The 22,845-nt window shown below is 61.4% G+C and carries 13 protein-coding genes and 1 tRNA gene; 7 read left to right on the top strand and 7 right to left on the bottom strand.

The genetic code is table 11. From position 1 onward, the window contains the following. Nucleotides 1–776 (bottom strand): hypothetical protein (locus ACI38B_RS07330; RefSeq protein ID WP_439730164.1); only part of this gene is annotated, 776 nt, incomplete at its 3' end. A 333-nt stretch (nucleotides 777–1,109) separates the two neighbouring features. After that, complete coding sequence (locus ACI38B_RS07335; RefSeq protein ID WP_439730165.1) at nucleotides 1,110–4,106, bottom strand: cation-translocating P-type ATPase; 2,997 nt, start codon at nucleotides 4,104–4,106, stop codon at nucleotides 1,110–1,112. A gap of 255 nt (nucleotides 4,107–4,361) precedes the next feature. Between ACI38B_RS07335 and rlmB the strand changes: the two genes are divergently transcribed. After that, nucleotides 4,362–5,372, top strand: a complete 1,011-nt coding sequence (rlmB, locus tag ACI38B_RS07340) for a 23S rRNA (guanosine(2251)-2'-O)-methyltransferase RlmB (protein ID WP_439730166.1) — start codon at nucleotides 4,362–4,364, stop codon at nucleotides 5,370–5,372. A gap of 162 nt (nucleotides 5,373–5,534) precedes the next feature. On the opposite strand, the gene ACI38B_RS07345 is transcribed toward rlmB, so the two are convergent. Both ACI38B_RS07345 and ACI38B_RS07350 read right to left on the bottom strand, forming a co-directional pair. Then, the gene (locus ACI38B_RS07345; protein WP_439730175.1) at nucleotides 5,535–6,989 is read right to left on the bottom strand and encodes a DUF4032 domain-containing protein; all 1,455 of its coding nucleotides are present in this window, start codon (nucleotides 6,987–6,989) and stop codon (nucleotides 5,535–5,537) included. Nucleotides 6,990–7,112: 123 nt separating this feature from the next. Continuing rightward, entirely contained in the window at nucleotides 7,113–8,240 is a 1,128-nt protein-coding gene (locus tag ACI38B_RS07350; protein WP_029576273.1) for an ABC transporter ATP-binding protein, read from the bottom strand. Nucleotides 8,241–8,663: 423 nt separating this feature from the next. Between ACI38B_RS07350 and ACI38B_RS07355 the strand changes: the two genes are divergently transcribed. Both ACI38B_RS07355 and ACI38B_RS07360 read left to right on the top strand, forming a co-directional pair. Beyond that, nucleotides 8,664–9,395, top strand: coding sequence for a LytR/AlgR family response regulator transcription factor (locus ACI38B_RS07355; protein WP_439730167.1), 732 nt, complete (start codon nucleotides 8,664–8,666; stop codon nucleotides 9,393–9,395). 5 nt (nucleotides 9,396–9,400) lie between these two features. After that, a complete protein-coding gene (locus tag ACI38B_RS07360; RefSeq protein ID WP_439730168.1) occupies nucleotides 9,401–10,756 on the top strand; it encodes a GHKL domain-containing protein in 1,356 nt (451 codons plus the stop codon). 146 nt (nucleotides 10,757–10,902) lie between these two features. On the opposite strand, the gene ACI38B_RS07365 is transcribed toward ACI38B_RS07360, so the two are convergent. The 3 genes from ACI38B_RS07365 to ACI38B_RS07375 form a co-directional block, all read right to left on the bottom strand. Next, on the bottom strand, nucleotides 10,903–11,508 hold the full coding sequence (locus tag ACI38B_RS07365; protein WP_439730169.1) for a PTS cellobiose transporter subunit IIC: 606 nt from the start codon (nucleotides 11,506–11,508) through the stop codon (nucleotides 10,903–10,905). Continuing rightward, nucleotides 11,501–13,954, bottom strand: coding sequence for a glycoside hydrolase family 3 C-terminal domain-containing protein (locus ACI38B_RS07370; RefSeq protein ID WP_439730170.1), 2,454 nt, complete (start codon nucleotides 13,952–13,954; stop codon nucleotides 11,501–11,503). Before ACI38B_RS07370 ends, ACI38B_RS07365 begins: the two co-directional genes overlap by 8 nt. A gap of 424 nt (nucleotides 13,955–14,378) precedes the next feature. Continuing rightward, the gene (locus tag ACI38B_RS07375) at nucleotides 14,379–17,300 is read right to left on the bottom strand and encodes a glycoside hydrolase family 3 protein (protein ID WP_439730171.1); all 2,922 of its coding nucleotides are present in this window, start codon (nucleotides 17,298–17,300) and stop codon (nucleotides 14,379–14,381) included. A gap of 258 nt (nucleotides 17,301–17,558) precedes the next feature. On the opposite strand from ACI38B_RS07375, the gene ACI38B_RS07380 reads away from it, so the two are divergent. The 4 genes from ACI38B_RS07380 to ACI38B_RS07395 all read left to right on the top strand — a co-directional run. Beyond that, nucleotides 17,559–19,793, top strand: coding sequence for a serine/threonine-protein kinase (locus ACI38B_RS07380; RefSeq protein ID WP_439730172.1), 2,235 nt, complete (start codon nucleotides 17,559–17,561; stop codon nucleotides 19,791–19,793). A 137-nt stretch (nucleotides 19,794–19,930) separates the two neighbouring features. Beyond that, a complete protein-coding gene (locus tag ACI38B_RS07385) occupies nucleotides 19,931–20,923 on the top strand; it encodes a DsbA family protein (protein ID WP_439730173.1) in 993 nt (330 codons plus the stop codon). A 385-nt stretch (nucleotides 20,924–21,308) separates the two neighbouring features. Beyond that, nucleotides 21,309–21,382: transfer RNA gene (locus ACI38B_RS07390), tRNA-Thr, on the top strand. 564 nt (nucleotides 21,383–21,946) lie between these two features. After that, on the top strand, nucleotides 21,947–22,845 hold an 899-nt coding region (locus ACI38B_RS07395; protein WP_439730174.1), incomplete at its 3' end, for a G5 domain-containing protein.

Here is a 22,845-nt window from a genome sequence, read left to right on the forward strand (position 1 = left end):
ATCGCGGTGTAAGCGGATACGGGCAATACCGCCAGTTGAGACAACTTGCCGGGAGCGACCGCACGCAATGCCGCGCACGAGGCCGCGGCGAGGGACACCAGTGCGCTCAGCGCCGCGCCGCCGGCAATCCAGCGTTCCGCGGAGATCGGCTTGCGTTGGCGCTTGGGCTTGGGTGCCGCCAAAGCGTGCGGGTCACGCCCTTCGCCGGCGTGGAATTCATGTTCATGCACCGCTGGTTCGCCCGCATGACCAAGGTGATTGTCACTATCGCGGTCGCTATCGGCCGGGTTATTTCGCAGATTCGATCGCTCGCCGGAGTCGGAGCCGGCACCAGCAGCGTTGGCGGCACCCGCCTGCGTTTGCTCCGAATGTGCGGACTGTTGTGCGGAGCCAGCCGTCGCCTCTTGCCGCTCGACAGGTGACATTCCAACCGCATACGCCGCCGACGCCTGCGGCGACAACGACGACCCATCGGCCTCTCGTTGCAATTTTGCCATCACATCGTCATCCGGCTGCGGGGACGCTTGGGCGCGGTCATACAGGCCGTTCCAAGGATGAAGAGGGTCCTGCCACGGATCGTCATCGGCATAGTCTTCATCAGCATTGAAACTGTCGTCGCTCTGACGGAACGCATCCGCCCCCGACGTGCTTGACGTCTTCGCCATGGCCTGCCGTGATCGGACAATCTCGTTTCCTGTGGTTTCCGGCATTCCCAAGGCCTCTGAAGCCGTAGAAGTCCCGGAATCGATGGGTAACGCCTTTCCGTCGTCTGTCATCATGCCCTCATTCACGTTTCAGCCATACATACGCAATACACGCAACAGCAATTATCGTTCATCGCCCGACAGCCGGTCGGCACTCAGCGGGTTGCTGTCACTATCGTTTCACCATATGAGGCGCCGGGCGCAGATACGCCGAGTCACCCGGCAATATACGAGGACGTCGTGCGGCGACCGGAAAACCGGCCATTGCCGCACGACGTCCCACATTCATCAGCGAATCCTGCCTCACAACGCGCCTCGGACGCTGTCAGTGCCGATCCGGGCCTTGCCGCATTCTGGCGGCATTCGCCCCCGAACCCGACTCTGGCCGTCTGGGCTGTTGCCGCATCATTTCGCGGATTCCTTGCCGCGTTCCACTGCGCGAAGCACCAGCTTGCGCAGTTCGGAAGCGACCAGCACGATGGCTGCCAGACCGATGCATTCCAGCCAAGCGCCGCCGCTGAGCGGTGTGGTGCCGAACGCGGTGTTGAGGAACGGCAGATAAATCACCGCGAGCTGCAGTACGACAGACAGCGCGATCGCACCCCACAGCCAGCCGTTGGAGAACAGGCCGACGAACGCAGATTGACGCGCCGAACGCGAGGCGAGCGCATTGAACAGCTGAGCGAACACAAGAATGGTGAAGCCCATGGTGCGCGCCTCAACCATCTGCGCGTCATGCCCGATGGCGCTGACGGAACGGTCGGTGAACAGGCCTCCGGACAGATGCATATCCATGCCGATCAGCGTAACCGCAGCCATGATGACGCCGATGAATACGATGTCACCCCACATGGAGCGGTCAATCACCCGGTCGGTGAGCTTGCGCGGCTTGCGGTTCATCACGTCTTCGGTCTGTGGGTCGACGCCCATGGCGAGCGCCGGCGCGGCATCCGTCAGCAGGTTGATCCACAGCAGTTGCGTCGCCAGCAGCGGAACGGTGACGCCCGCGGAACCCGGCTGGGTGATGCCGAGGAAGCCGGCAAGCACCACGCCGAAGAACACGGTGAACACTTCGCCGACATTCGAGCTGAGCAGGTAGCGCAGGAACTTGCGGATGTTGTCGAAGATGCCGCGACCTTCGCGCACGGCGGCCACGATGGTGGAGAAGTTGTCGTCCGCCAGGATCATCTTGGCGGATTCCTTGGTCACCTCAGTGCCGGTGATGCCCATCGCCACACCGATATCCGCGGTTTTAACCGCCGGAGCGTCGTTGACGCCGTCACCGGTCATCGCCACGATATTGCCTTGCCGTTGCAGGGAGTCAACGATCTTGAGCTTATGTTCCGGGGCGACGCGCGCGTACACGGACACTTCGGATGTCGCCTTGTCGAACGCCTGCTGGTCCATGGCATCCAGCTGGTCGCCGGTCAGAGCCTTGCCACCCTTGTCGATGATGCCGAGGTCGCTGGCGATACGCGCAGCGGTCAGCGGGTGGTCGCCGGTGATCATGACCGTACGAATGCCCGCCCGGTGTGCTTCGGCCACACTGTCACGCACTTCGGTGCGCGGCGGGTCAATGATGCCGACCATGCCGGTCCAGATCATGTCACGTTCCAACGCGTCGCTCTGGTCGGCGATATCAAGCACCTCGCCGGCCGCATTGGAAATCATGCCCGGAACATCGGCGATTGAAGGGGTGTCAAGCGGACGGTATGACTCGCCGAGCGTGCGGTAGGCCTCGTTCGACAGCCGTTCGACCTGGTGCAGGATTTCCTGCCGGTCACCTTCGGTAATCGGCCGGACCGCGCCGCCCACGGCGATACGGGTGCAGTACGAGAGCAGCACATCCGGAGCGCCTTTGGCGAATACCGTGAGCCTGCCGGAATCCGCGTTGTCCTTGGCGACAATCGACATGCGCTTGCGTTCCGAGGTGAACGGCACTTCGCCGACGCGCTGGAAGTTCTCGAACCGGCGGTCGGTTTTGGTTTTACGGGCCGCGACGATCAACGACACCTCGGTCGGATCGCCCACGATATCCCACGTGCCCGGCTTGTCGCCTTCACGCAACTCGCCGTCATTCGCCATAGCACCGGCGCCCAAGGTGGCGAAAACCTCCGCACGAATATCGGCAGGCACCTCCAAATCGCCATCGGCGGCGCCAACGGCAATCATCCTGCCTTCGGGAGCGTACCCCGTGCCGGTCAACTGCACTTCGCCACTCGGCGTGACCACCCGTTCGACAGTCATCTCGTTGCGGGTGAGCGTGCCGGTCTTGTCAGAGCAGATCACCGAAGCGGAGCCGAGCGTTTCGACGGACGACAGCTTCTTGACAATCGCGTGGTGTTTGGCCATGCGCTGGACGCCGAGCGCCAGCACCACGGTGAGAATCGCGGCAAGGCCTTCCGGCACCGCGGCGACCGCAAGCGAGACCGCGAGTAGCAGGGATTCGATGATGTCATCGACGCTGTGGAAGCCTTCCATAATCGCGAGCGCAGCCAGGACCACCGCGGCAATAATGCACACGGCGATACCCAACACCTTGGAAACGTGCGCCATTTCCTTCTGCAGCGGGGTCTGCTCGTCTTCCGTCTGCGACAACATATCGGCGATTTTGCCGACCTGTGTGTCCATGCCAGTGCCGGTGACGATGGCACGCCCGGTGCCTTGGGTGACGGATGTGCCGTTGAACACCATGTTCATGCGGTCGCCCAGCGCTTTGGCGCTGTCAAGGGTCTCGGGCTTCTTCGCGACCGGCACGGATTCGCCGGTCAGGCTGGCCTCCGCGATACGCAGGGATGCAGCGGCGAGCAGCCTGCCGTCAGCGGAGACAGAATCGCCTTCGCCGAGGATGAGAATATCGCCCGGCACGACGTCCGACGTGTCGATGCGCATCACCTGACCGTCACGCAACACGGAGGTCTGCGGGGCGGTCATACTGGCGAGCGCCGCCACCGCCTGTTCTGCTTTCGCTTCCTGGATGTAGCCGAGCACCGCGTTGACGATGAGAATCAGCACGATGACGATGGCGTCGAACGGGAGCGCCTCGGTAGATGAGCCGGGCTGCGCGTTCGCCCGTTCGATGAACCAAGCGACCAGCGATATGGCCGTCGCGACAAGCAGCAGATAGACCAGCGGGTCGCGGAACTGGGCGAGGAACTTCTTCCATTTGGGCACCGGCGGTGCGCTGGCCAGTTGATTCGGGCCGAACTTTTCCTTGCGGCGTTTCGCCTCCTGCGAGCTCAGTCCGACAGCGGGATCGACATGCAGGGCTTTGGCGACATCCGACGCGTCGGTGAGCGACGGATCGGTGTCAAGGATCGCGGATGCATGCAGGTCACCGGCTTCGGCTGGTTGCGCCTGGGGGGCATGGGATGGGGATTGATCGAGCTGGTGATCAACCATGATGGTCTCCTCAGTCAGCCGCGGAGTAGTCAACCCTCGTGTCTGCTGCGTCTGCTGACGATGCCGGCACGGCAAGGCTGCGCGGTTATGGGCGCCGGGCGATTGCCTACGGCGCAATACTTGTATTCTACAAAGACGCCCCCTACCGAGGCGTTCACGAAACGCTGAAATCCACGATTTTCCGACGACACTCCGGCATCGGCCCCGGCCGCCCTGACCGGCGATTGCTCCATCGGCCATGAGATAATGAAAGGTATGGCTAACAAGAAAGGCCCGACCAAGGGTTCGGGCGGAAAACATCGTAACGCGCTTCGGGGCAAGGGTCCGACCCCGAAGGCAGAGAATCGCGTCTATCACAAGGCATACAAGGCGAAGCAGGCGGCGGACCGCCGCAAAGCCGCCGACCCGCGTCTCGCCGCACGGCGTCGGGCCGCAAAATACACGTCCGACGGCGCCGATCTGGTCATCGGCCGCAACTCCGTCCTCGAAGCGCTGCGCGTTGGCGTGCCGAGCACCCAGCTGTATATCGCCTCGCATATCGAGCATGATGACCGCACGCGCGAAATCATCAAAATCGCCACCGCACAAGGGCTCCATCTGTTGGAAGCCGACCGCCTGGAGATGGATCACATCGCGCATTCCGGCAACCATCAGGGCATCATCCTCAAGGTGCAGCCCTACGAATACGCCTCGCTGCGCGACCTTGCCGACAAGGCCGAAAAGCGCGCGAAGGCCATGGAGCAGGTCGACTCCCCGCAGATGCGTATTGCGGCCCGTCCGCTGTTCATCGCTCTGGACGGCGTGACCGACCCGCAGAATCTCGGCGCGGTGATCCGTTCCGCGGCGGCGTTCGGCGCGAACGGTGTGATTCTGCCCGAGCGTCGTTCCGCTTCCGTCACGGCCGCAGCTTGGAAGGTGTCCGCAGGCGCTGCAGCCCATCTGCCGGTTGCACGCGTGGTGAACCTGACCAAGGCAATCGAGGCGCTGAAAGAGCGCGGATACTACGTTGTCGGGCTTGACGGCGGCGGGGATGCGCTCGTCGGCGAGACCGGATTCGAGACCGATCCGCTCGTGGTCGTGCTCGGCTCCGAAGGCAAGGGCATCAGCCGGCTCGTACGGGAATCGTGCGATGCCATCGCCGGTATTCCAATCGACAGCCAAGTCGAATCGCTGAATGCTTCGGTCGCCGCCGGTATCAGCCTGTACGCCGTGGCGCGCGCCCGTCGCGAAGCCGCGCAACAGGAGGCGCAAGCGGCCGCTAAGTAACCAGCCGCCAACCGCACAGCCCCCATACACAAACTGGTTACGCTGGGAAGGGTCTCAGCGTAACCAGTTTGTGTATTGGGCGCGACGGTATCGGGGTCGGGGATGGCTCAGGCCGGTCTCTGCCAGGTTTCGCCTGTCAGTTCCGCCTGCCAATTCCGCCTGTCAGTGGCTCCAGACAGCGGCGTCGGGGTCGTCCTCGGGGTTATACCCGTCGCCCTCGCCTGCTGCGCCTTCGCCTTCCGCGCCCTGCCCGCGAGCCGAATCATCAGCGTACGTGAACTCATCGTCGATGACGCCGGAATCGGCATCTGCGTTGATATCCTTCATCGCCTTCTTGTCCAGCTTGTACTGCGGGAGCACGTTCTTGACATAGCTGCGCACGGCCTCCGCCATCGGGATATCATGTCCGGCATTCTCAGCCAGGAACCAACGATGGTCGAGCACCTCGTGGAAGAACTGCGCCGGCTCAATCTGCGAGCGGTATTCCTCCGGGATCATACGTACGGTCGGCTCGTAAACCTCACGCATCCAGTCGGTCGCCACGACTTCGAGATCCTCGTTCTGGCGCCACGTGGACGCGCGATACGTGTCAAGGTCGTTGAGCAGACGGCGGGCCTGATTCTCCTGTACGTCGAGACCGGTGAGGCGCATGAGCTTGCGGGACGCGTACCCGGCATCGACCACGCGCGGCCGCACCAGCACATGCGTGCCGTCGGCGGCGGTTTTCACCTCAAGCTCGTCCACGTCGAAGCCGAGTTCGTTGAGCTTGTTGACGCGCTTCTCGATCTTCCACATCTCATCCGGATTGAAGGTATCGACGTCGGTGAGCGCGCTCCACAGCGAATGGTAGCGGTCCACCAGACGGTTGCCGACTTCGACTTCGTCCACATCGCCCGGGAGCAGCTTGCCGGAGCTCAAATCCATCAGCTCGCCGATGATATTCGTGCGCGCCAGGTCGATATCGTATTCACGCTGCCCCTCAGTGAGGTTCGCGTGCAAATCACCGGTCTCGGCGTCCACAAGGAACGCAGAATATGCGTCGGCATCCCGCAAGAACAGCACGTTGGACAGCGAGACATCGCCCCAGTAGAAGCCGGCGAGATGCAACCGGACCATGAGCACAGCGAGGGCGTCAATCAGCCGTTCCGCGGTATCGGTGCGCAGGTTCCTCGCGAACAGCGCGCGGTATGGCAGCGAGTATTTCAGATGCTCGGTCACCAGCATGGCTTCGAGCGGGTTGCCGTCCTTGTCGTGGCGCCCGGTGACAACGGCGATCGGCGTGACCGTGGGCAGATCAAGCTTGCGCAACCGCCTGAGCAGCTCATACTCCCGTTCCGCCACGCTGCGCGTGATTTCCTTCATCGCGTAGACATCATCGCCGACGCGCACGAAGCGGACGACGTGCCGAGAAATGCCTCGCGGCAGATTCACCAGCAGGTCATCCGGCCAGGTGGCCAACGGTTGGTTCCACGGCAGAGTGAACATCTTCGGGTTCGAGCTCGCCGCCGTGATCTTCAGCGCCTCAGGCTCCTTCGACTCGGCGTTTTCGTCCTCCGCCTTGACGGATGTCGCATTGACTGCGCGCGGGTCAAGCTGTGACTGGTCGTTCGTTTCCATGTTCCTCATGCTACCCTTTCCAACAGAAAAGCCCCGCAGCTATGCGGGGCTTTTCCAACGAGGCCGAAAGAGAGGAAGAGAAGCCTCGCGTTACTGGTTGACGGGATTGCTCCCGCCAAGTTCCTAGTTCAGACGCAGCTCAGTGGACGGCGCGAACAGGTGCATCTTCGACGGGTCGATCTTGATCTTGACGACCTCGCCGACGCGCGGAAGCACGCGCGGGTTCACGCGAATCGTGGTGAGCTTGTTCTGATCGGACATCAGCGTGGTGGCTTCGGCAACCGAGCCATCGGTGATGATGTTGCCGTAGATGTAGCCATCGGAGCCGAGATCCTCGACATTGACGACCTTGAGCGAGAACGCGTTCGGCTCGTTCGGAGCGGCCAGGGAGCCGTCCTCCGGGCGGAAGCCGACGACGATCTTGCCGCCGTCCTCCGGGGTGAGCTTGTTCACGGCCTCAGCCGGCAGATCGATGGTGTCGTCGCCGATCTTGGCCTTGCCATTGACCACCGGGTGGGTGTTCAGGTTCATCGACGGGGAGCCGATGAAGCCGGCCACGAAGACGTTCGCCGGGCGATCATACAGCTCGGTCGGAGCGCCGACCTGCTGCAGCTTGCCGAGCTTGATGACGGCGATGCGGTCGCCCATCGTCAGAGCCTCGGTCTGATCGTGGGTCACGTACAGGGTGGTGACACCGAGCTGACGCTGCAGTGCAGCGATCTGCGTACGGGTCTGCACACGGAGCTTCGCGTCCAAGTTGGACAGCGGCTCATCCATGAGGAAGACCTTCGGTTCACGGACGATTGCACGGCCCATGGCGACACGCTGACGCTGACCACCGGACAGAGCCTTCGGCTTGCGGTCGAGGAACTCGGTGAGATCGAGGATCTCAGCGGCCTTCTCGACGCGCTTGCGAATCTCTTCCTTCGGGGTGCCGGCAATCTTCAGGGCGAAGCCCATGTTGTCGGCGACGGTCATGTGCGGATACAGCGCGTAGTTCTGGAACACCATTGCGATGTCGCGGTCCTTCGGCTGCATGGTGGTGACGTCCTTGCCACCGATGAAGATGCGACCCTTGTTGACTTCCTCAAGGCCGGCGAGCATACGCAGCGTTGTGGACTTGCCGCAGCCAGACGGACCGACGAGCACGAGGAACTCGCCATCCTTGATATCAAGATTGAGATCATCAACCGAGGGCTTGTCATTGCCCGGGTAGATACGCGTGACGTGGTCGAATACGACTTCTGCCATAATGTTCATCCTTTCAGAGGCAGGTACGTGCCTCACGATCCGTAGTGAGAGGGTTTGGTGCGTTCACTCGTAGCGTCCGGCTTCGGAAACTGCAAGCTTCGGCGTTTACTTGTTCCGGTCCATTGAAGGTTCTCTTCTTTGAGCCATGGCCCAGTATACACGATGATCTGACATCGGCAAGGGTGTGTCGTTTGACGTGTTGCGCCAGGCCGAAAACAGGGTTGTCGCGTCGATACGAATCAAGTAGAGGCCTACGTGTCATAAGCCTTTTGCGCCCTGCGACCACACCGGCCCGTCCATATCAACCGCCTGATACTGTAGAACCGTATATACAAGAACCTTGCGGTTCGCTTGCAGCGGCGACCCACGGCCGCAACGCGCAACGGTTCGCATACCACGCACGATGCACAGGGAGGCAGCTCCATGCAAACAATCCGCGTCGGCGTAGTCGAGGACGACGCAACCGCCCGCCAGCACATCATCGACTATCTCAACCGCTACCAACGTGAGCAGAATGTCGAGTTCTCGGTCTGTGCCTTCAGCGACGGCGAGGAAATCGTCCAGCAGTACAAGCCCGTGTACGACATTCTGCTGCTCGACATTGAGATGAAACACATGGACGGCATGGAAGCCGCCCGACGAATCAGGCAGGTCGACGATGACGTGGTGATCGTGTTCATCACCGCCGCCCCGCAGTATGCCATCAGCGGGTACAAGGTGCGGGCGCTGTCCTACCTGCTCAAGCCCGTCCCCTGGTTCGCGTTCAGCCAGGAGATGAAACGCTGCATCGGGATGGTCCGCCGGCGTTCCGAGGACTCGCTGCTCGTTGACGCAGGCTCGCAAAAGCTGCGGCTCAGCCTCAACGATGTGGTGTATATCGAATCCATGCGGCATACGATCATCATCCATACATTGGACGGCAAGCTCTCCATCAGCAGCACACTCAAGGAACTCGAGGAACAGTTGTCAGGCCAGGGATTCTACCGTTCGAACTCCTGCTATCTCGTGAATATGCGCCACGTCACGGGCGTGGACGGCCAGGATTGCGTGATGAGTTCCGGCGAACGGTTGCGGATCAGCCGCCCACGCAAGAAGAGCTTCCTCATCGCGCTTGCGGATTATTTCGCGGGTACGGCCACCACAGGCGAACGGTGACGCGCATGCATGATATCAGCTCGATTACCAACGCCCTACCCGATATTCCGCGTCTGTACACGGCCATCTGCGAGTGGCTGGCGTGTCTGGTCTATATCAGCGTCATCGACCGACGAGTACCACGCGCACGCAGCATCGCGGTAATCGCCGCCGGCCTGCCAGCCATGGTCGCCGTCCAGTATTTCGACGGTGCCATGCCGATGTGGTTCTGGATTTTCGGCATGGTCCTCGCCTTTTCGGTGATGTATCTCATCGTGCTGCTCGCGGCCGGCACCGGCAAACGCGAAGGACTGTATGTCACGGCACGCGCATTCGTACTCGCGGAACTCGTGGCGTCCCTGCACTGGCAAATCATCACCTTCCTCATGCGCCGGAGCACGCAATGCAGCGGCATCGCCCGCGAAGTAGCGGATATCGTCACCTTGTGCATCATCTACGGCTCCTGTTTCGCACTCGCATGGCTGCTGGAACGAAACAATTTCAGCCGAACTGAGGCGCTCGAACCCACGCGTTCCACCACCATCGCGACCATCGCCATCACCGTGGTCACCTTCGCGATGAGCAATCTGAGTTTCGTGTCGACCAACACGCCGTTCTCCGGAAGCGTCGGCCAAGAGGTGTTCTACATCCGCACACTGGTGGATTTCTGCGGTTTCGCGATTCTCTACGCCCAGCAGGAGCAGGCGCGGCGGGCTGCGGCGAACGCCGAACTCGCATCCATCAACGCGCAGCTGCGCAGCCAGCATCAGGAATATCTGCAATCCAAGGAAAACCTGGAATCGCTGGGACGCATCGCCCACGACCTCAAACACCAAATCACGGCGCTGCGGGCGGAAGTCGACCCGGAGCATATGGCGCAGGGCTTCGAACAGCTTGAGCATTCGGTGCAGCAGTACAGCGCGCAGCAGCAGACCGGCAACCCCGTGCTCGACGTCATTCTCACCAGCAAAAGCCGCGTGTGCGTGGACCACGGCATCACCTTCACCGCGGTCGCCGACGGCAAGCTGCTCACCGGCATGAGTTCGATGGACATCGCCACACTGTTCGGTAACGCCATCGACAATGCCATCGAAGCGACCAGCCGCATCAAAGACCCGCAACAACGCCTGATCAAGCTCGCGCTGTTCTCGAGGCAACAGTTCATCGTTATCCGCGTTGAGAACTATTACGAAGGCAATCTGCGCACCGATGACGCCGGTAATCTGCAAACTTCGAAACGCGACCGCGTCTCGCACGGCTTCGGCGTGAAATCCATCAGGCATATCGCCGAACAGTACAACGGCGAAATGAGCATTTCCGCGAAAGACCACTGGTTCACGCTGACCGTGCTGCTGCCGCGCGACGAGCACGCCGCCGCATAATCCGCCATCTTGCGGGCGCGGATCAGATGACAGCGAGCCCGCAGATACCAGAGAGCGGATACCAGCCAGAGAGCAGATATAGGAGAGCCCGCCCGGCACCAGCGCGCCGGACGGGCATCAAGGAGAGAAAAGAGAGCCAGAATCGCCTACTTGGCCGCCTCCTTGCCAGTATTGCTATTCTTCGGCATGATCCAGAATTTCAGCAGCGGATAGCTGACGATGACGGCGAGCAGGGTGTTGACCACCGACGCGATAGTCGCGGCGAGGCCTGCAGCCATGCCCCAGCTTTCGCACAGGGACGTGATATGCCCCGGCAAGGTGAGGTTGACGACCACGATAATCACGGCGAGAATCGCATACTTCCAAGCGGCGTTGGCGAAGCTGGCATCCGACTTGAACACCCACTTCATCTGCACAATGAAGTTCACCACCTGGGCGAGCACCTCGGCGAACAGGAAGGTCAGGAAACCACCCAAACCGTTGGCGCCCTTACCGGTATAGTCGAAAATCAGGAAGCTGAACGGCTGCGTGATACCAAGCCACGACACGAACACGGCCGTGCCGATCCATGTGACCACGAATCGTGTGATTGTCGAGATGTTCGACAGCACGTTGAACAGGATAAACTCCCAGATATTCGGGTGCTCATCGATCCACCGACCGATTGGGCCGCGTTCACGCCGCTTTTCCTCGTGTCGGGGCTGGTCCGCCGGTGTCTGCCGCACTTCGGCGGTAGTGGTGTGATCAGTCATGATTGAGCTCCTTTGCTATACGTTTGTTGGCTGATTTGTTGCGGAAGAATCCTGCGATGAACGAACCGAGGCCACGGAAGGTATGCCCGTTGGCGATGGTCACGACGGCCTGCACCATCGCGGCGTCCACCATGCCGCCGGTCATCTTGCACATCGCGCGCGGAGGCATGTTGAGCAGGAACAGCGTGTTGAGGTCCGGGGAACCGGTTTTGCGCCGGATCTTCTCCTCACGCGATTCCAGCCGTTTAGCGACGAGCCGGGCGAAAGCGCCCTTGGAGTCCTTCCACGAAAGAATCGGATCGTTCATGGTGAACGTAACGGTCTTGCCTGGGGCCAGGACTTCATGGCCGAACAGGGCCGCCATCTGCGCGTCCGTCACATCCTTGACATGGCCGGTGAGATATGCGCCAAGCGCCGGATTCGGGGCGATCGGGTCGATATCGCCTTGGATCGCGGCCGTTGTCCGCAGCACGATGTCATGCGCGTCCGTGCCGATCATCAGCGTCCATTCGCCACGCTCGACATGCCAGCCCTGCGAGGCGACGTCATAGTGTCGGAAGGTGTAGCGGTCGAAATCGATGCGAACGGTCGTGCGCTCGTGGGCGCCAAGCGACACCTTCGCAAAGCCCTTGAGCTCATGGTCCGGGCGCAGGACGCCGTTCTTGGGGCCACGCACGTACAGCTGCGCAACCGTCGCCCCCGGCGTGTCCGACGTGTTCTCCACGGTGAAGGTCACGCCGTTGTCGTCGGCGTGCAAATCGCTGTATTCGAAGCGCGAGTAGCTCAGGCCGAATCCGAACGGGAAACGGACCGGCACGTCGGCGGTTTCGTAATAACGGTAGCCGACGAACGGGCCTTCGCGATAAATGGCATCGCGTCCGGGAGCCGGATACCAGCCGGAAGTCGGGTCGTCTTCGATATGCAACGGCCAAGTCTGGGCAAGATGCCCGGACGGATTGACTTCGCCGGTGAGCACGCGCACCGCCGCGGAAGCCCCCGCCTGACCGGACAAGCCGATGTACAGCAGCGCCGACACCTTGTCAAGCCACGGGAGCTCAACCGGGGCGCCTGCGACAAGCACAGCCACGACCGGCTTTCCAGTTGCGGCGAGCGCATCCATCAGCTTGTTCTGCACGGACGGAATCGCCATCGTGGAACGGTCCAGGCCTTCCGATTCGCTGCGCTCGTCAAGGCCAACCACGGCGACGACCGCATCGACGTCATCACGCGCGGCCAAGGCGACCGCGTCCTCCAGCAACGCCCGGTTGTCCTGCCCCTGACGCTCATAGCCCTGTTCGTAGCCGATGACCTGCACATCCTGGCGGGCAGAAAGTTCGTCGAGGATGTTCTCTTCACGTGTCGCATTGACTTTGGAAGATCCAGAGCCTTGGAATCTCGGGGTTTTCGCCATATCACCGATGACGGCGAGACGCATGCCGCGGCGAAGCGGCAGTATCGCGTTCCCGTCACCGGAGGCGGGGTCCGCGGCGTTTTTCAGCAGGACCGCGGATTGTTCCGCGACCGTCCGCGCCACCGCGTGATGCGCCTTGATATTCGCGTCGCTGAGCAAATCATCCCGTCCGACTCCGGTGATTACGGTGTTGCGGGCGATATCGGCGACTTCTTTCGCGCGCAGGTTCAAATCGGCTTCAGACAGCGTGCCGGCCTCGACCGCGGCGACCAGTTCGCGCACGGACGTGTACCCGGGGGACGGCATTTCCAGCGATCCGCCGGCCTTGACTGCGGCGACCGCGGAATTCGAGCCGCCCCAATCAGAGACGACCATGCCGTTGAAGCCCCATTCGTCACGCAGGATGTCCCGCAGCAGATGCGGGTTTTCGTGCGCGTACACGCCGTTGATCTGGTTGTATGAGCTCATGATTGCAAGCGGGTGGGCCTCACGCACGGCGATTTCGAAACCAGTCAGATACACTTCCCGCATGGTGCGCTCGTCAATCACGGAATTGGAGGCCTGACGGCGCAGCTCCTGGCTGTTGACGGCGAAATGCTTGGGGCATGCGGCGATCCCGTTGCTCTGGATGCCGCGGATCAGGCCGGCTGCCATACGGCCGGCTACCTGCGGATCTTCGGCATAGTATTCGAAGTTGCGCCCGCACAGCGGGTTGCGCTTGATGTTCATGCCCGGGCCGAGCAGGACGTTCACGCCGAGGTCGTGCGCTTCCGCACCCAAGGCTTCACCCATGGTCTGCGCGAGGGCAGGATCCCAGGAGTTCGCGACCGTTCCCGCAGTCGGGAAACAGGTGGCCGGCTTGGATTCTCCGATGCCCAGGTGGTCGCCGGATCCGAGCTGGCGGCGAACGCCGTGGGGGCCGTCGCTCATCACGAAACTCGGTATCCCTGCCCGTTCGTTGCCGCGCGAATCCCATTCCGAACCGCCGGAAAGCATCGCCGCTTTCTCGGTGGTTGAAAGATCTTCAAGGTTCATTGTTGCTCCCTGCCTTATGTCCGTCATGCTGCTGCGCGTGACGTTTCGGTATATTCTGATTCAATCAGAGCCGCAACCGCCGTATCGGGCCATCCGCACAACCTGTCACTTTGGCGGCATATTCGGTCGGTTCCGGGCATGGGCGCCTGCCACGGCCGTCATCGTATCCTCGATGGTGTTGGACTGCTTGTGTCGGGACTGACGTTGGTCCACTCGTGTTGGGCCGTATGACAACAAGTCCTGCCCGTATCCGCCCGCCGCTCTGTCCTCCCCCGAAACCCCAATCATGTACAAAAATACGCCGCTGACGGCAGGCAATTGACCTACCGCCAACGGCGTATCGGAAGAAGGGAAGGAAGAGTGCTGGTTGAGCCGGATCACGCAGCTTCGTGGTCCGGCTCAACCGCGGTTGTGTGTCGGGCTATCAGGCTTGGACATCACCGCCCTTGGATGCGGTCGGCACTGCGGTCTTCGCCTCGTTGCGGCGCTTGATGTACCGCTTGATGGTGAGGAACTCGAGGCCGACGAACAGCACCGCGGTCACACCCCAGACGGTGTACATCGCCACGCGCCACACCGGAGTCGGCACGCTCGGCGTTCCGTTCGCGTACTGCCAGCCGTTCACGGTAACGTACAGGATGTTCTTGGCCGCCTGGCGCATCGCCTTGACCGAGGTCGCGGACTTGTCGGTGATGTGGTTGGTCACCTTCGTGGTGGCGAGCATCGCGTCGTTGCCGGCGCGCACCAGCTGGTCGGCGTTCTGGTAGCCATAGCCGCCGAAGTAGTCAGTGAGCACGAATCCACGGAAGCCCCACTCATCGCGCAGCACGGTGTTCAGCAGGTTGCTGGACGCGCCGGCGTAGGTCGGTCCGATGTAGTTGAAGGAGCTCATGACTGCCTGGGCGCCGCCTTGCTTGACACTCATTTCGAAGGGCTTGAGGTAGATCTCGCGGATCGACTGCTCGTTGGCCCAGGTGCACAGCATGCTGTTCCTGTTGGTTTCCTGGTCGTTGAGCGCGAAGTGCTTCATGAAGGAGTACACGCCACGGGTCTTCGCGCCGGCGATCTCATTGGACGCCATCGCGCCGGAGAGCAGCGAATCCTCGGAGAAGTACTCGAAGGTACGGCCGGAGTACGGGTTGCGGTGGATGTTCATGGCAGGCGCATACCAGCCGGCGACATGCATGTCATGCGCCATCTGGCCGATCATCTTGCCGAACTGCTTGGCCAGATCCTTGTTCCACGTGCAGGCGAAGGACGTGGAGGACGGGAAGCCGATCGATCCGACACCGGTGAAGTTGTTGTTCAGGGCGGCAGGGCCGTCCGCGTCGGTGAGCTGGACCTTGCCGATGGACTTGACCGCCTGGGTGCCATAGCCGCCGTTGGCGATCAGATTGTCCATGTCGCTGAAGGTGAGCTCATCCAGCAGCTTGTCCCAGGCGGAATCGTCATAGGACTTGCCACGCAGGTCGGCGAGCTTCACACCGTTCTTTGCACCGGTGGTCGGCATCTTGTCGCTTGCGTTGTCATTGTCGGACGCCTTGTAGAGGTTGTTGTTGGTGAACTCCTTCTTCGCGGCCTCGCTCATCGTGTAATCGGTCGGGGCGGCGGTCGCCTTCGCATAGTTGGCGAAGTGATTGGCACGGGACAGATACGTCACGTCGCCTTCCGCGTTGGAGAACTGGTTGGTGGCGGCGGTCTTGTCGCCGTTGTGCGTGTTCGACGAGGTGTAGGTGATGGTCTTCGGCACGTTGACGGTCTGCGTGTCGATCACCGTGTGGGAATCGGACTGCAGCATGATCTGGTAGTCGCCCTTCTCCAGCACGTATGCCTTGGCATCGTGCTCGTCGTAAGAAGCCATCGCATCGTCGTCGAAGGAGATGGAGATGGTCTGGGAAGCACCCGGCTCAAGGGTCTTGGTCTTCTCGAACGCCACCAGGTTCTTGGTCGCCTTCTCGATGCCGCCGTTGGTGTACGGCGGGTTGTAGTAGATCTCGACCGTGTCCTTGCCGGCGGTCTTGCCGGTGTTGGTGACGGTCACCTTGAAGGAGACCTTGCCGTTGCGGTACTCGACCTTGCCCATCTTCTGCGTGAAATCGGTGTAGCTCAGGCCATAGCCGAACGGATACTGGACGACGTCGTTGTAGTTGATAAGCCCCTCGCTCGCCGCAGTCTCATAGAACTTGTAGCCCACGTAGATGCCTTCGGAATAGTTGACGAAGGTCGGGGTGCTCTTCTGTTCCTTGCCGGTGAAGCCGATGTAGCTGGCTGCCATATCGTCGGCGTCCTTGTAGACGAACCCACCGAAGTTGTTGTAGCTGACGGACTTGGTGAGGTCCTTGAGGAAGGTGTCGGAGGTCTTGCCGGACGGGTTCACCTTGCCGGCGAGCACTTCGCCGAGCGCGGTGAAGCCGGTCTGGCCTGCGGGCGGGCACCACAGCACGGACTTGATCTGCGGATAATCCTTGAGGAAGTCGAACTGGAAGGCGTTCGCACCGTTGTAGATGAGGGTGACGTTCTTGAAGTTCGAGGTGACGAGCTTGACCATGTCGCGTTCGGTCTGGTCGAGCTGCAAGATGCCCTCGCCGTCCTTGAAGTCCTCATAGTCCTTGGAATTGTTGGTGTAGGTGATGCCCTTGGCCTTCATGTTGGTCGGCAGGTCCGCACCTTCGCCGCCGACGCGCGTGATGACGACCACGGCTTGGTCGGAGAAGCTCTTGGCCTGGTTCATCAGCGAATCGGAATACTGCGAAGCGGGCACCTCAGGCAGGGTCCAATCCTGTGCGAACATCTGCACCTGCGGACGGTCCTTGCGGTAGTCCGTATACAGTTTGGTCAGCTGGCTGTTGGTCGTCAGGCCGGCCTTCTTCATGCCATCGAGCATGGATACCGTCGGGTATTGATCGGACATGGCGCCGGAGCCGGTTCCGCCGTACACCGGGTTGGTGGAGCCCCAGCCGAAGACGTTGACCTTCTTGCTGCTCAACGGCAGGTTGGCGTCGTCGTTCTTCAGCAGGGTCACGGCCTCTTCCTGGACGCTGTTGGCGAGTTTGTTCGCCTGAGACACCGTGCTCGAGGACAGTTCGTACTTGGTGATCGTCGCGTTGTTGAGCAGGGTCGACAACGGGCCGGACAGCATCATGGAAATCGCGACGACGATGCCTACCAAGGCCACAAGCCACGACTGCGAATGCACGAGTTTCCGTGTCGCCACAACGCGCACGGTCTTCTTATTGACAGCGATTGTGATGATGATCGCCAGCAGCAGCAACACGCCTGCGGTGACCAGATACGGCACCAGCGAGTTGATGACGGCGACAACATCTGCCATGTTGATCTGTAACATGGTCGTCTCCTCCTTGTTCGTGGTGCATGTCTCGACCGTGTCGATGCTGCTTCCGCGCCTCACACCGATGTGTCGCCCGTCTTCGGGAGCGGTCCAACATGCCTTGATGTCATTTCATCAGAAAATATGTCCCGTCGTGTCTCTACGCCCCATCCTGTCATTTCGGGTGCATAATCTGCATGTCTCCCGGGCATGACATGCCGGCGCGTCATGGCGGATCCGGCACGGTTGCACCTTGGTATCACTAGGATTGGGGCTATGAGCGATTTGAACGCGTTGAATCTCGAAGCAGGCGAGGAAATCGGCGGCTACACGCTGATTTCCCGGCTCGGCAGTGGTGCGATGGGGTCGGTTTGGCGCGTGAAGGACGACGGCGGGCAGGAATACGCGATGAAAATCCTACGCGATTCCTTGGTTGATGACGGCGAGACGACCAGCCAGGCCGCCCGCGACCATGCGACCGCCCGCGAGCGCCTGCGGCGCGAGGCGATGGCGTTGCGGCGTATCAAACATCCCGGTGTGTGCTCGATTGTGGATATGGAATTGGATGATGCGGTCGCGTTCATTGTCACGGAGCTGATTGAGGGCAGGAACCTGCGCGAGGATGTCGCCGCCAACGGCCGGTATGTGGGCGACGATCTGGAGCGTCTGTCACGCAAGCTGATCGACGCGGTCGAAGCGGTGCACGCGGCGGGGATCGTGCATCGCGATATCAAGCCGACGAATGTGATGGTCGCGGCGAGCGGGCCGATTCTGGTGGATTTCGGCATCGCGATGGGCGAAGGGGAAAGCCATGTCACGCGGACCGGGCTGGTGATGGGCACACCCGGGTTCATTGCCCCGGAAATCATTGACGGCGCCGAATCAAGCGAGGCGACGGACTGGTGGTCGACCGCCTCGGTGCTGGCGTTCGCGGCGACCGGCCAGCCGGTGTTCGGCACGAAGCCGATGATGGCGGTGCTGGAACGCGAGGCGCGCGGCAACGCGAATCTTTCTGGGCTTCCTGCGCGCACGGCGGCCGCGTTCCGGTCGGCGCTCGACCCCGATCCCGATCACAGGTGCACGCCGAAGCAACTGCTGCACACAATCGCCGCGGATGCGTTGAATCCGGCCGCTTGGGATGATGCGCAAGACCAGATGGTGGACGGGCAGACGGTTGTGCTTCCCCCTGCGGACGGCGGCAAGCGTCCTGGAGACGGGGGCGCGATGCTCCCTTTTGACGGGGGCGATGCGGCGAATGCCGGGCACGCCACCGGGGATGCTGCCGTACCAGCTGATAATCCGAGGTCGTTATGGACGGCCGATACCGGCGACGACTGGGATGGCGGTGGCAACGGCCCTGAAGGGAACGGCCCTGAATCGGTTGATATCGATGGCGACCGCGGAATCGATGCCGCTGATGGTGATGCCGACGACGCTGCCAATACCCGCGGCGGCATGAATTCTGCGGAATCTGCGGACAGCGCCGGCTCTTCCGACACCTCGGATCGCACCATGGTGATTGGCGACCAGCCTACCGTCGCCGCGCCGGTTCCAATCACCGCGACCGCAGTGATGCCACATGACGATCGCACACGCCTGCTCCCCGATGCCGCAGGCACCCCCTACGCCGACAACACCGCGAATACCGTCAACACCGCGAACGAGACGATGCCGCCGTCCATTCTTCCGGAAGATGGAGCCGAAACCGGGCAGGCGGCTGGACAACCGGTCCTGCCGGCAACGCAACCGGCGGTGCCAGGAACCCAGAATCAGCCCAATCCTGCCGATATCAAGCGCGCCCGGTATCTCAAGCGCGGAACGCTCCCGGTCGCGGCGTTGACCGTCCCAGTCGCCATCGTCGCCGCGGCGATGCCGCTGATTGCATGGATCCTCGCTGGAGTGCTGATTTGGCTGCTCATCGCCATCGGTTTGAATACCGGTTCGCAGCTCGACCGCGAAAGCAAACGCGGCGGGACGCGCAAACGCGGCGATGGCGCATTGCGCGTGGCAACCATGCCGTGGCATATCGTCAAAGGACTGGCGTTGGCCATCCCCCGCGCCCTCCTGGCAGGCATCATCGCCACGCTGGTGGTCATCATCGCCACACTCGCCTTGCATTTGCCGACATTTCCGGTGCCGTGGCATGTCAACGGCTGGGTCATTCCGTTCGTGTTGCTGGCCGGCAACCCGCTGTCGGCCAGCGGCTGCGTCCTAGCAGGGGCAGCCGCCATCGGATGGCTCGTCGGCGTGTTTGCCCCCGGGGCCGCCGCAATCCGACTGGGCTCAGGCGCGTTGCGAGGTCTTCCCCGCGACACGGAAAGCGTCCTCCCGGCTGACGGCAATAGCGAACCCAGCCAAAACGACGCGTCGGAACGCAACGGCGCGAGCGGACGACAGACAACGCTGCTCGTGATATGGCTGATGCTGGTAGTCGCCGCCGTGGTGGCGATGCTGATGACCGGTGCAATCAATTGGGTGCCCTTGATTGTCACCGGCTACATGCGCGTGTGACAGGCCTGTGCTGATTGTCGGAACCCAAAGAATCCGGGACTTTTCCGGCCATTCTCGCCGTCCTCGATTAGACTATCCGACAGTGAGCGGTCATGGATGCCGCGGTCGCGGAATCGTGCATACCAGAAAGGACAATCATGCCCCAGAACGACAAGAGGAACGCCAAACGCCGTACCCGTGCGGAACGCCGGGCTGAGGAGGAAGCGCGTCTGAAGGAGCAGGCCGCCCAGGCGGAACATGAGCGCAAACAGCAGACGCTGATCGGCGCGATTGTGGTTCTCGTGGTCGTGGCGTTGGTGGCGGTCATCGGTGTCACGGTCTATCGCAACACACATCCGTCCTCGACATCCACATCCTCCGGCTCAGCTTCCCCATCGTCCGTCGCCGCCGCGAAAAAGGCGATGAACGCGGTGAAGACCAAGCCGTCAAAGGCGAATTCCACCGGTGGATTCCTGTTCTCGAAGAACGGATACAACAAGACAATTAGCGACGCCCCCACCATCGCGCTGTACATGGATCCGATCTGCCCGGGCTGCGGGTCGATGCACCGGCAGATTGATTCGACTCTTGCGTCGATGTTCGACGCGGGACAGGTCAATCTTGAATTCCATCTGATGACCTCGCGTGACGCAAGCTCCTCAGACAACTACTCTTCGCGCGCCGCCAACGCCGCAGTGTACATCGTGGAGCACGACGACAACCCGGAGCATCTGCTCAAGTACATCGAAAATATCTACGACGAGGATTTCCAGCCTGACGAAGCCGACTCCTATGTCCCGGTGAGCGACAAGAAGCTGCAGGAGCAGGCGGAGAAGGCCGGGGTTTCGACCGCAGTAGCCTCCAAAGCGTTCTCGAATACCTACACCGCTTGGCTCAAGGCCGCGGACACCTATACGAGCATGCGGCCGGAGCTTGAGAACGTCTCAGGCAATTACGCCGGCTACATGACCACGCCTACCGTGACCATCAACGGCACGTATCTGGATTTGGTGAAGGTCGGCCAGTACAACATGTCGATTAAGGACGCGATTCTCACCTCCATCGGCCTGAAGGAAAGCCAGGTCGGCAAGATCGGCGTCATGCCGTCGATCGGCTCCGGCAAGCCGAAGGCCATCGACACCGGCAAGTAACGGAATCGGCGTCGCGGCTGTATACGCCGCAGATTCACGCCCCGGTCGTTATGGCCGGGGCTTTTGTCATGCCTTGCGACGCGGGGGTTGCAGGTACGGCGGCGCAACGGCTGCAACACAACACGGTTCGCGACGCTCGTGCTGAATTCGCGGAGATGACCCCCTGCGATGTTCATTCTGGGATCCACCCCATGTTCGTCCTGAGCGAACATATCAACAACTTCACACATCATTCACATTTGCAAACGTTGCTTTCCTTGATGCTGACATCGCCCCCACGACACGGTTCCGACCCTATGGTGAGTCGATGTTCGTCAGCACTGGTATGCTAGTTCCTTGTGCGCTTCAGGCGTGACAACATCATGGTTGCCGCCGACGCGCGAACGCCTCCTTAGCTCAGATGGCCAGAGCGGCCGCCTTGTAAGCGGCAGGTCGTCGGTTCGATCCCGACAGGAGGCTCGAAACGTGGTACAGTATTGTTGTGCCATAATGGTGGCACCACGTTGAGTCTTACTGCGAGTAAGTAAGCCAAGGGCCTTCCCCCCAACTATGACCCTTGGCAACACAAAGGTGGAGCGTCCCCCCAACCAGCTTCACCTTGAGGGGGGCCGGAACATCCCCTTCTCTTCGGCCCCCCTTTCTCTTCCAAGTCCGCCCGCTGTGGGGCGGACTTGTTTTTTCCAGCACATACGAATTCCGCGAAACCGGCCACGAGAGCCTTCGGACGAGGCCAGGCTGTGGAATCATCGGCCAACATCCGCATCAGACAGCCAGATACGCATCGGGCAGTGCGGCAATGCACATCAGCAAGTTCCGCCCTCCCCCTTTCTCCACAAACTAGTTACGCCAGGACCGCCACGAGCCCCCAAGCAACCGAGCAACCGCAGGCAGCGAACCCTGCGAATGTGGGAGAATGTTGCGAGCTGCGCCGAATACCCCACCGCGCCCGGGCAAGTCGCTACAATGCAAGCCAGAGGCTCTGCCAGACAGGCAACCCGTTCTACGATTTCGGAAGGTGATGGCATGGCGCGTCGTTGGACTCCACAACGCACGGTGATACTGCGTCGCATCAGAGTGGCATGCTGCTCGATCGCGGTCGTACTCGCCTCAGTGTGCACATTCACTGTCGGCGCGAGAAAAACCGTCGCCCTCTCCATCAACGGACAGACCACGACAATCACCACGTACGCCTCCTCGGTGGATCGTTTGCTCAGCGAACGCGGCATCACCATCAAATCCCACGACATCATCGAGTCCACCTCGAAAGGTGCGCTCAAAGACCATGATGTGGTCACTATCCGCTCGGCATACGAGACGACCATCAACATCGACGGCACCGAGGTCCCGTTCTGGACAGTCGCCACAAGCATGGACCAGCTGCTCGGCTTCTTCGAGCAGAACGAACAGGCCGCTTCGAAAGTGACCGTCGACATCAAGAACGTCTACAACCAGCTCACTGGCGGCCTGGTCATCAACGAGGCCGGCCCGGTCACCGTCATAGCGGACGGCACCACGTCCATCGCGCCGAACGGCAAACTGACGGCTGCGTCAATCCTTGATTCCAAGGGCATCACGCTCGGCAAGGAAGACCGCGTGAGCGTCGAGCGGGACAACGGGACAACCATCCTGCGCGTGCAACGCGTCAAGCATCAGACCGAAACCCGCACGGAAACCATTCCCTTCGACACGCAGACCGTAGTCGACAACAGCCTGCAGCCTGGGCAGACCGTCATTCAACAGGCTGGACAGAACGGCACCAAAGTCGACACGTATGACGTCACGTATGTGGATGGCGTCAAGGAAAGCGAGACGTTGACCTCGTCGCAGACCACGGCGGTTCCGGTCATGCAGATCATCGCCGTGGGGCCGGAGCAGTCCAGCGATTCCGCGGATTCCAGCAGTTCGGACAGCGGATCGGCGGC

It is taken from the genome of Bifidobacterium sp., assembly GCF_051876855.1.
Lineage (GTDB): Bacteria > Actinomycetota > Actinomycetes > Actinomycetales > Bifidobacteriaceae > Bifidobacterium.

What these genes read in the sequence shown, in the direction of transcription:
- ACI38B_RS07355 (WP_439730167.1), top strand. Translation starts at nt 8,664, where the DNA reads ATGCAAACAATCCGCGTCGGCGTAGTCGAGGACGACGCAACCGCCCGC.
- ACI38B_RS07335 (WP_439730165.1), bottom strand. Translation starts at nt 4,106, where the DNA reads ATGGTTGATCACCAGCTCGATCAATCCCCATCCCATGCCCCCCAGGCG.
- ACI38B_RS07370 (WP_439730170.1), bottom strand. Translation starts at nt 13,954, where the DNA reads ATGAACCTTGAAGATCTTTCAACCACCGAGAAAGCGGCGATGCTTTCC.
- ACI38B_RS07360 (WP_439730168.1), top strand. Translation starts at nt 9,401, where the DNA reads ATGCATGATATCAGCTCGATTACCAACGCCCTACCCGATATTCCGCGT.
- ACI38B_RS07380 (WP_439730172.1), top strand. Translation starts at nt 17,559, where the DNA reads ATGAGCGATTTGAACGCGTTGAATCTCGAAGCAGGCGAGGAAATCGGC.
- rlmB (WP_439730166.1), top strand. Translation starts at nt 4,362, where the DNA reads ATGGCTAACAAGAAAGGCCCGACCAAGGGTTCGGGCGGAAAACATCGT.
- ACI38B_RS07350 (WP_029576273.1), bottom strand. Translation starts at nt 8,240, where the DNA reads ATGGCAGAAGTCGTATTCGACCACGTCACGCGTATCTACCCGGGCAAT.
- ACI38B_RS07385 (WP_439730173.1), top strand. Translation starts at nt 19,931, where the DNA reads ATGCCCCAGAACGACAAGAGGAACGCCAAACGCCGTACCCGTGCGGAA.
- ACI38B_RS07365 (WP_439730169.1), bottom strand. Translation starts at nt 11,508, where the DNA reads ATGACTGATCACACCACTACCGCCGAAGTGCGGCAGACACCGGCGGAC.
- ACI38B_RS07375 (WP_439730171.1), bottom strand. Translation starts at nt 17,300, where the DNA reads ATGTTACAGATCAACATGGCAGATGTTGTCGCCGTCATCAACTCGCTG.
- ACI38B_RS07345 (WP_439730175.1), bottom strand. Translation starts at nt 6,989, where the DNA reads ATGGAAACGAACGACCAGTCACAGCTTGACCCGCGCGCAGTCAATGCG.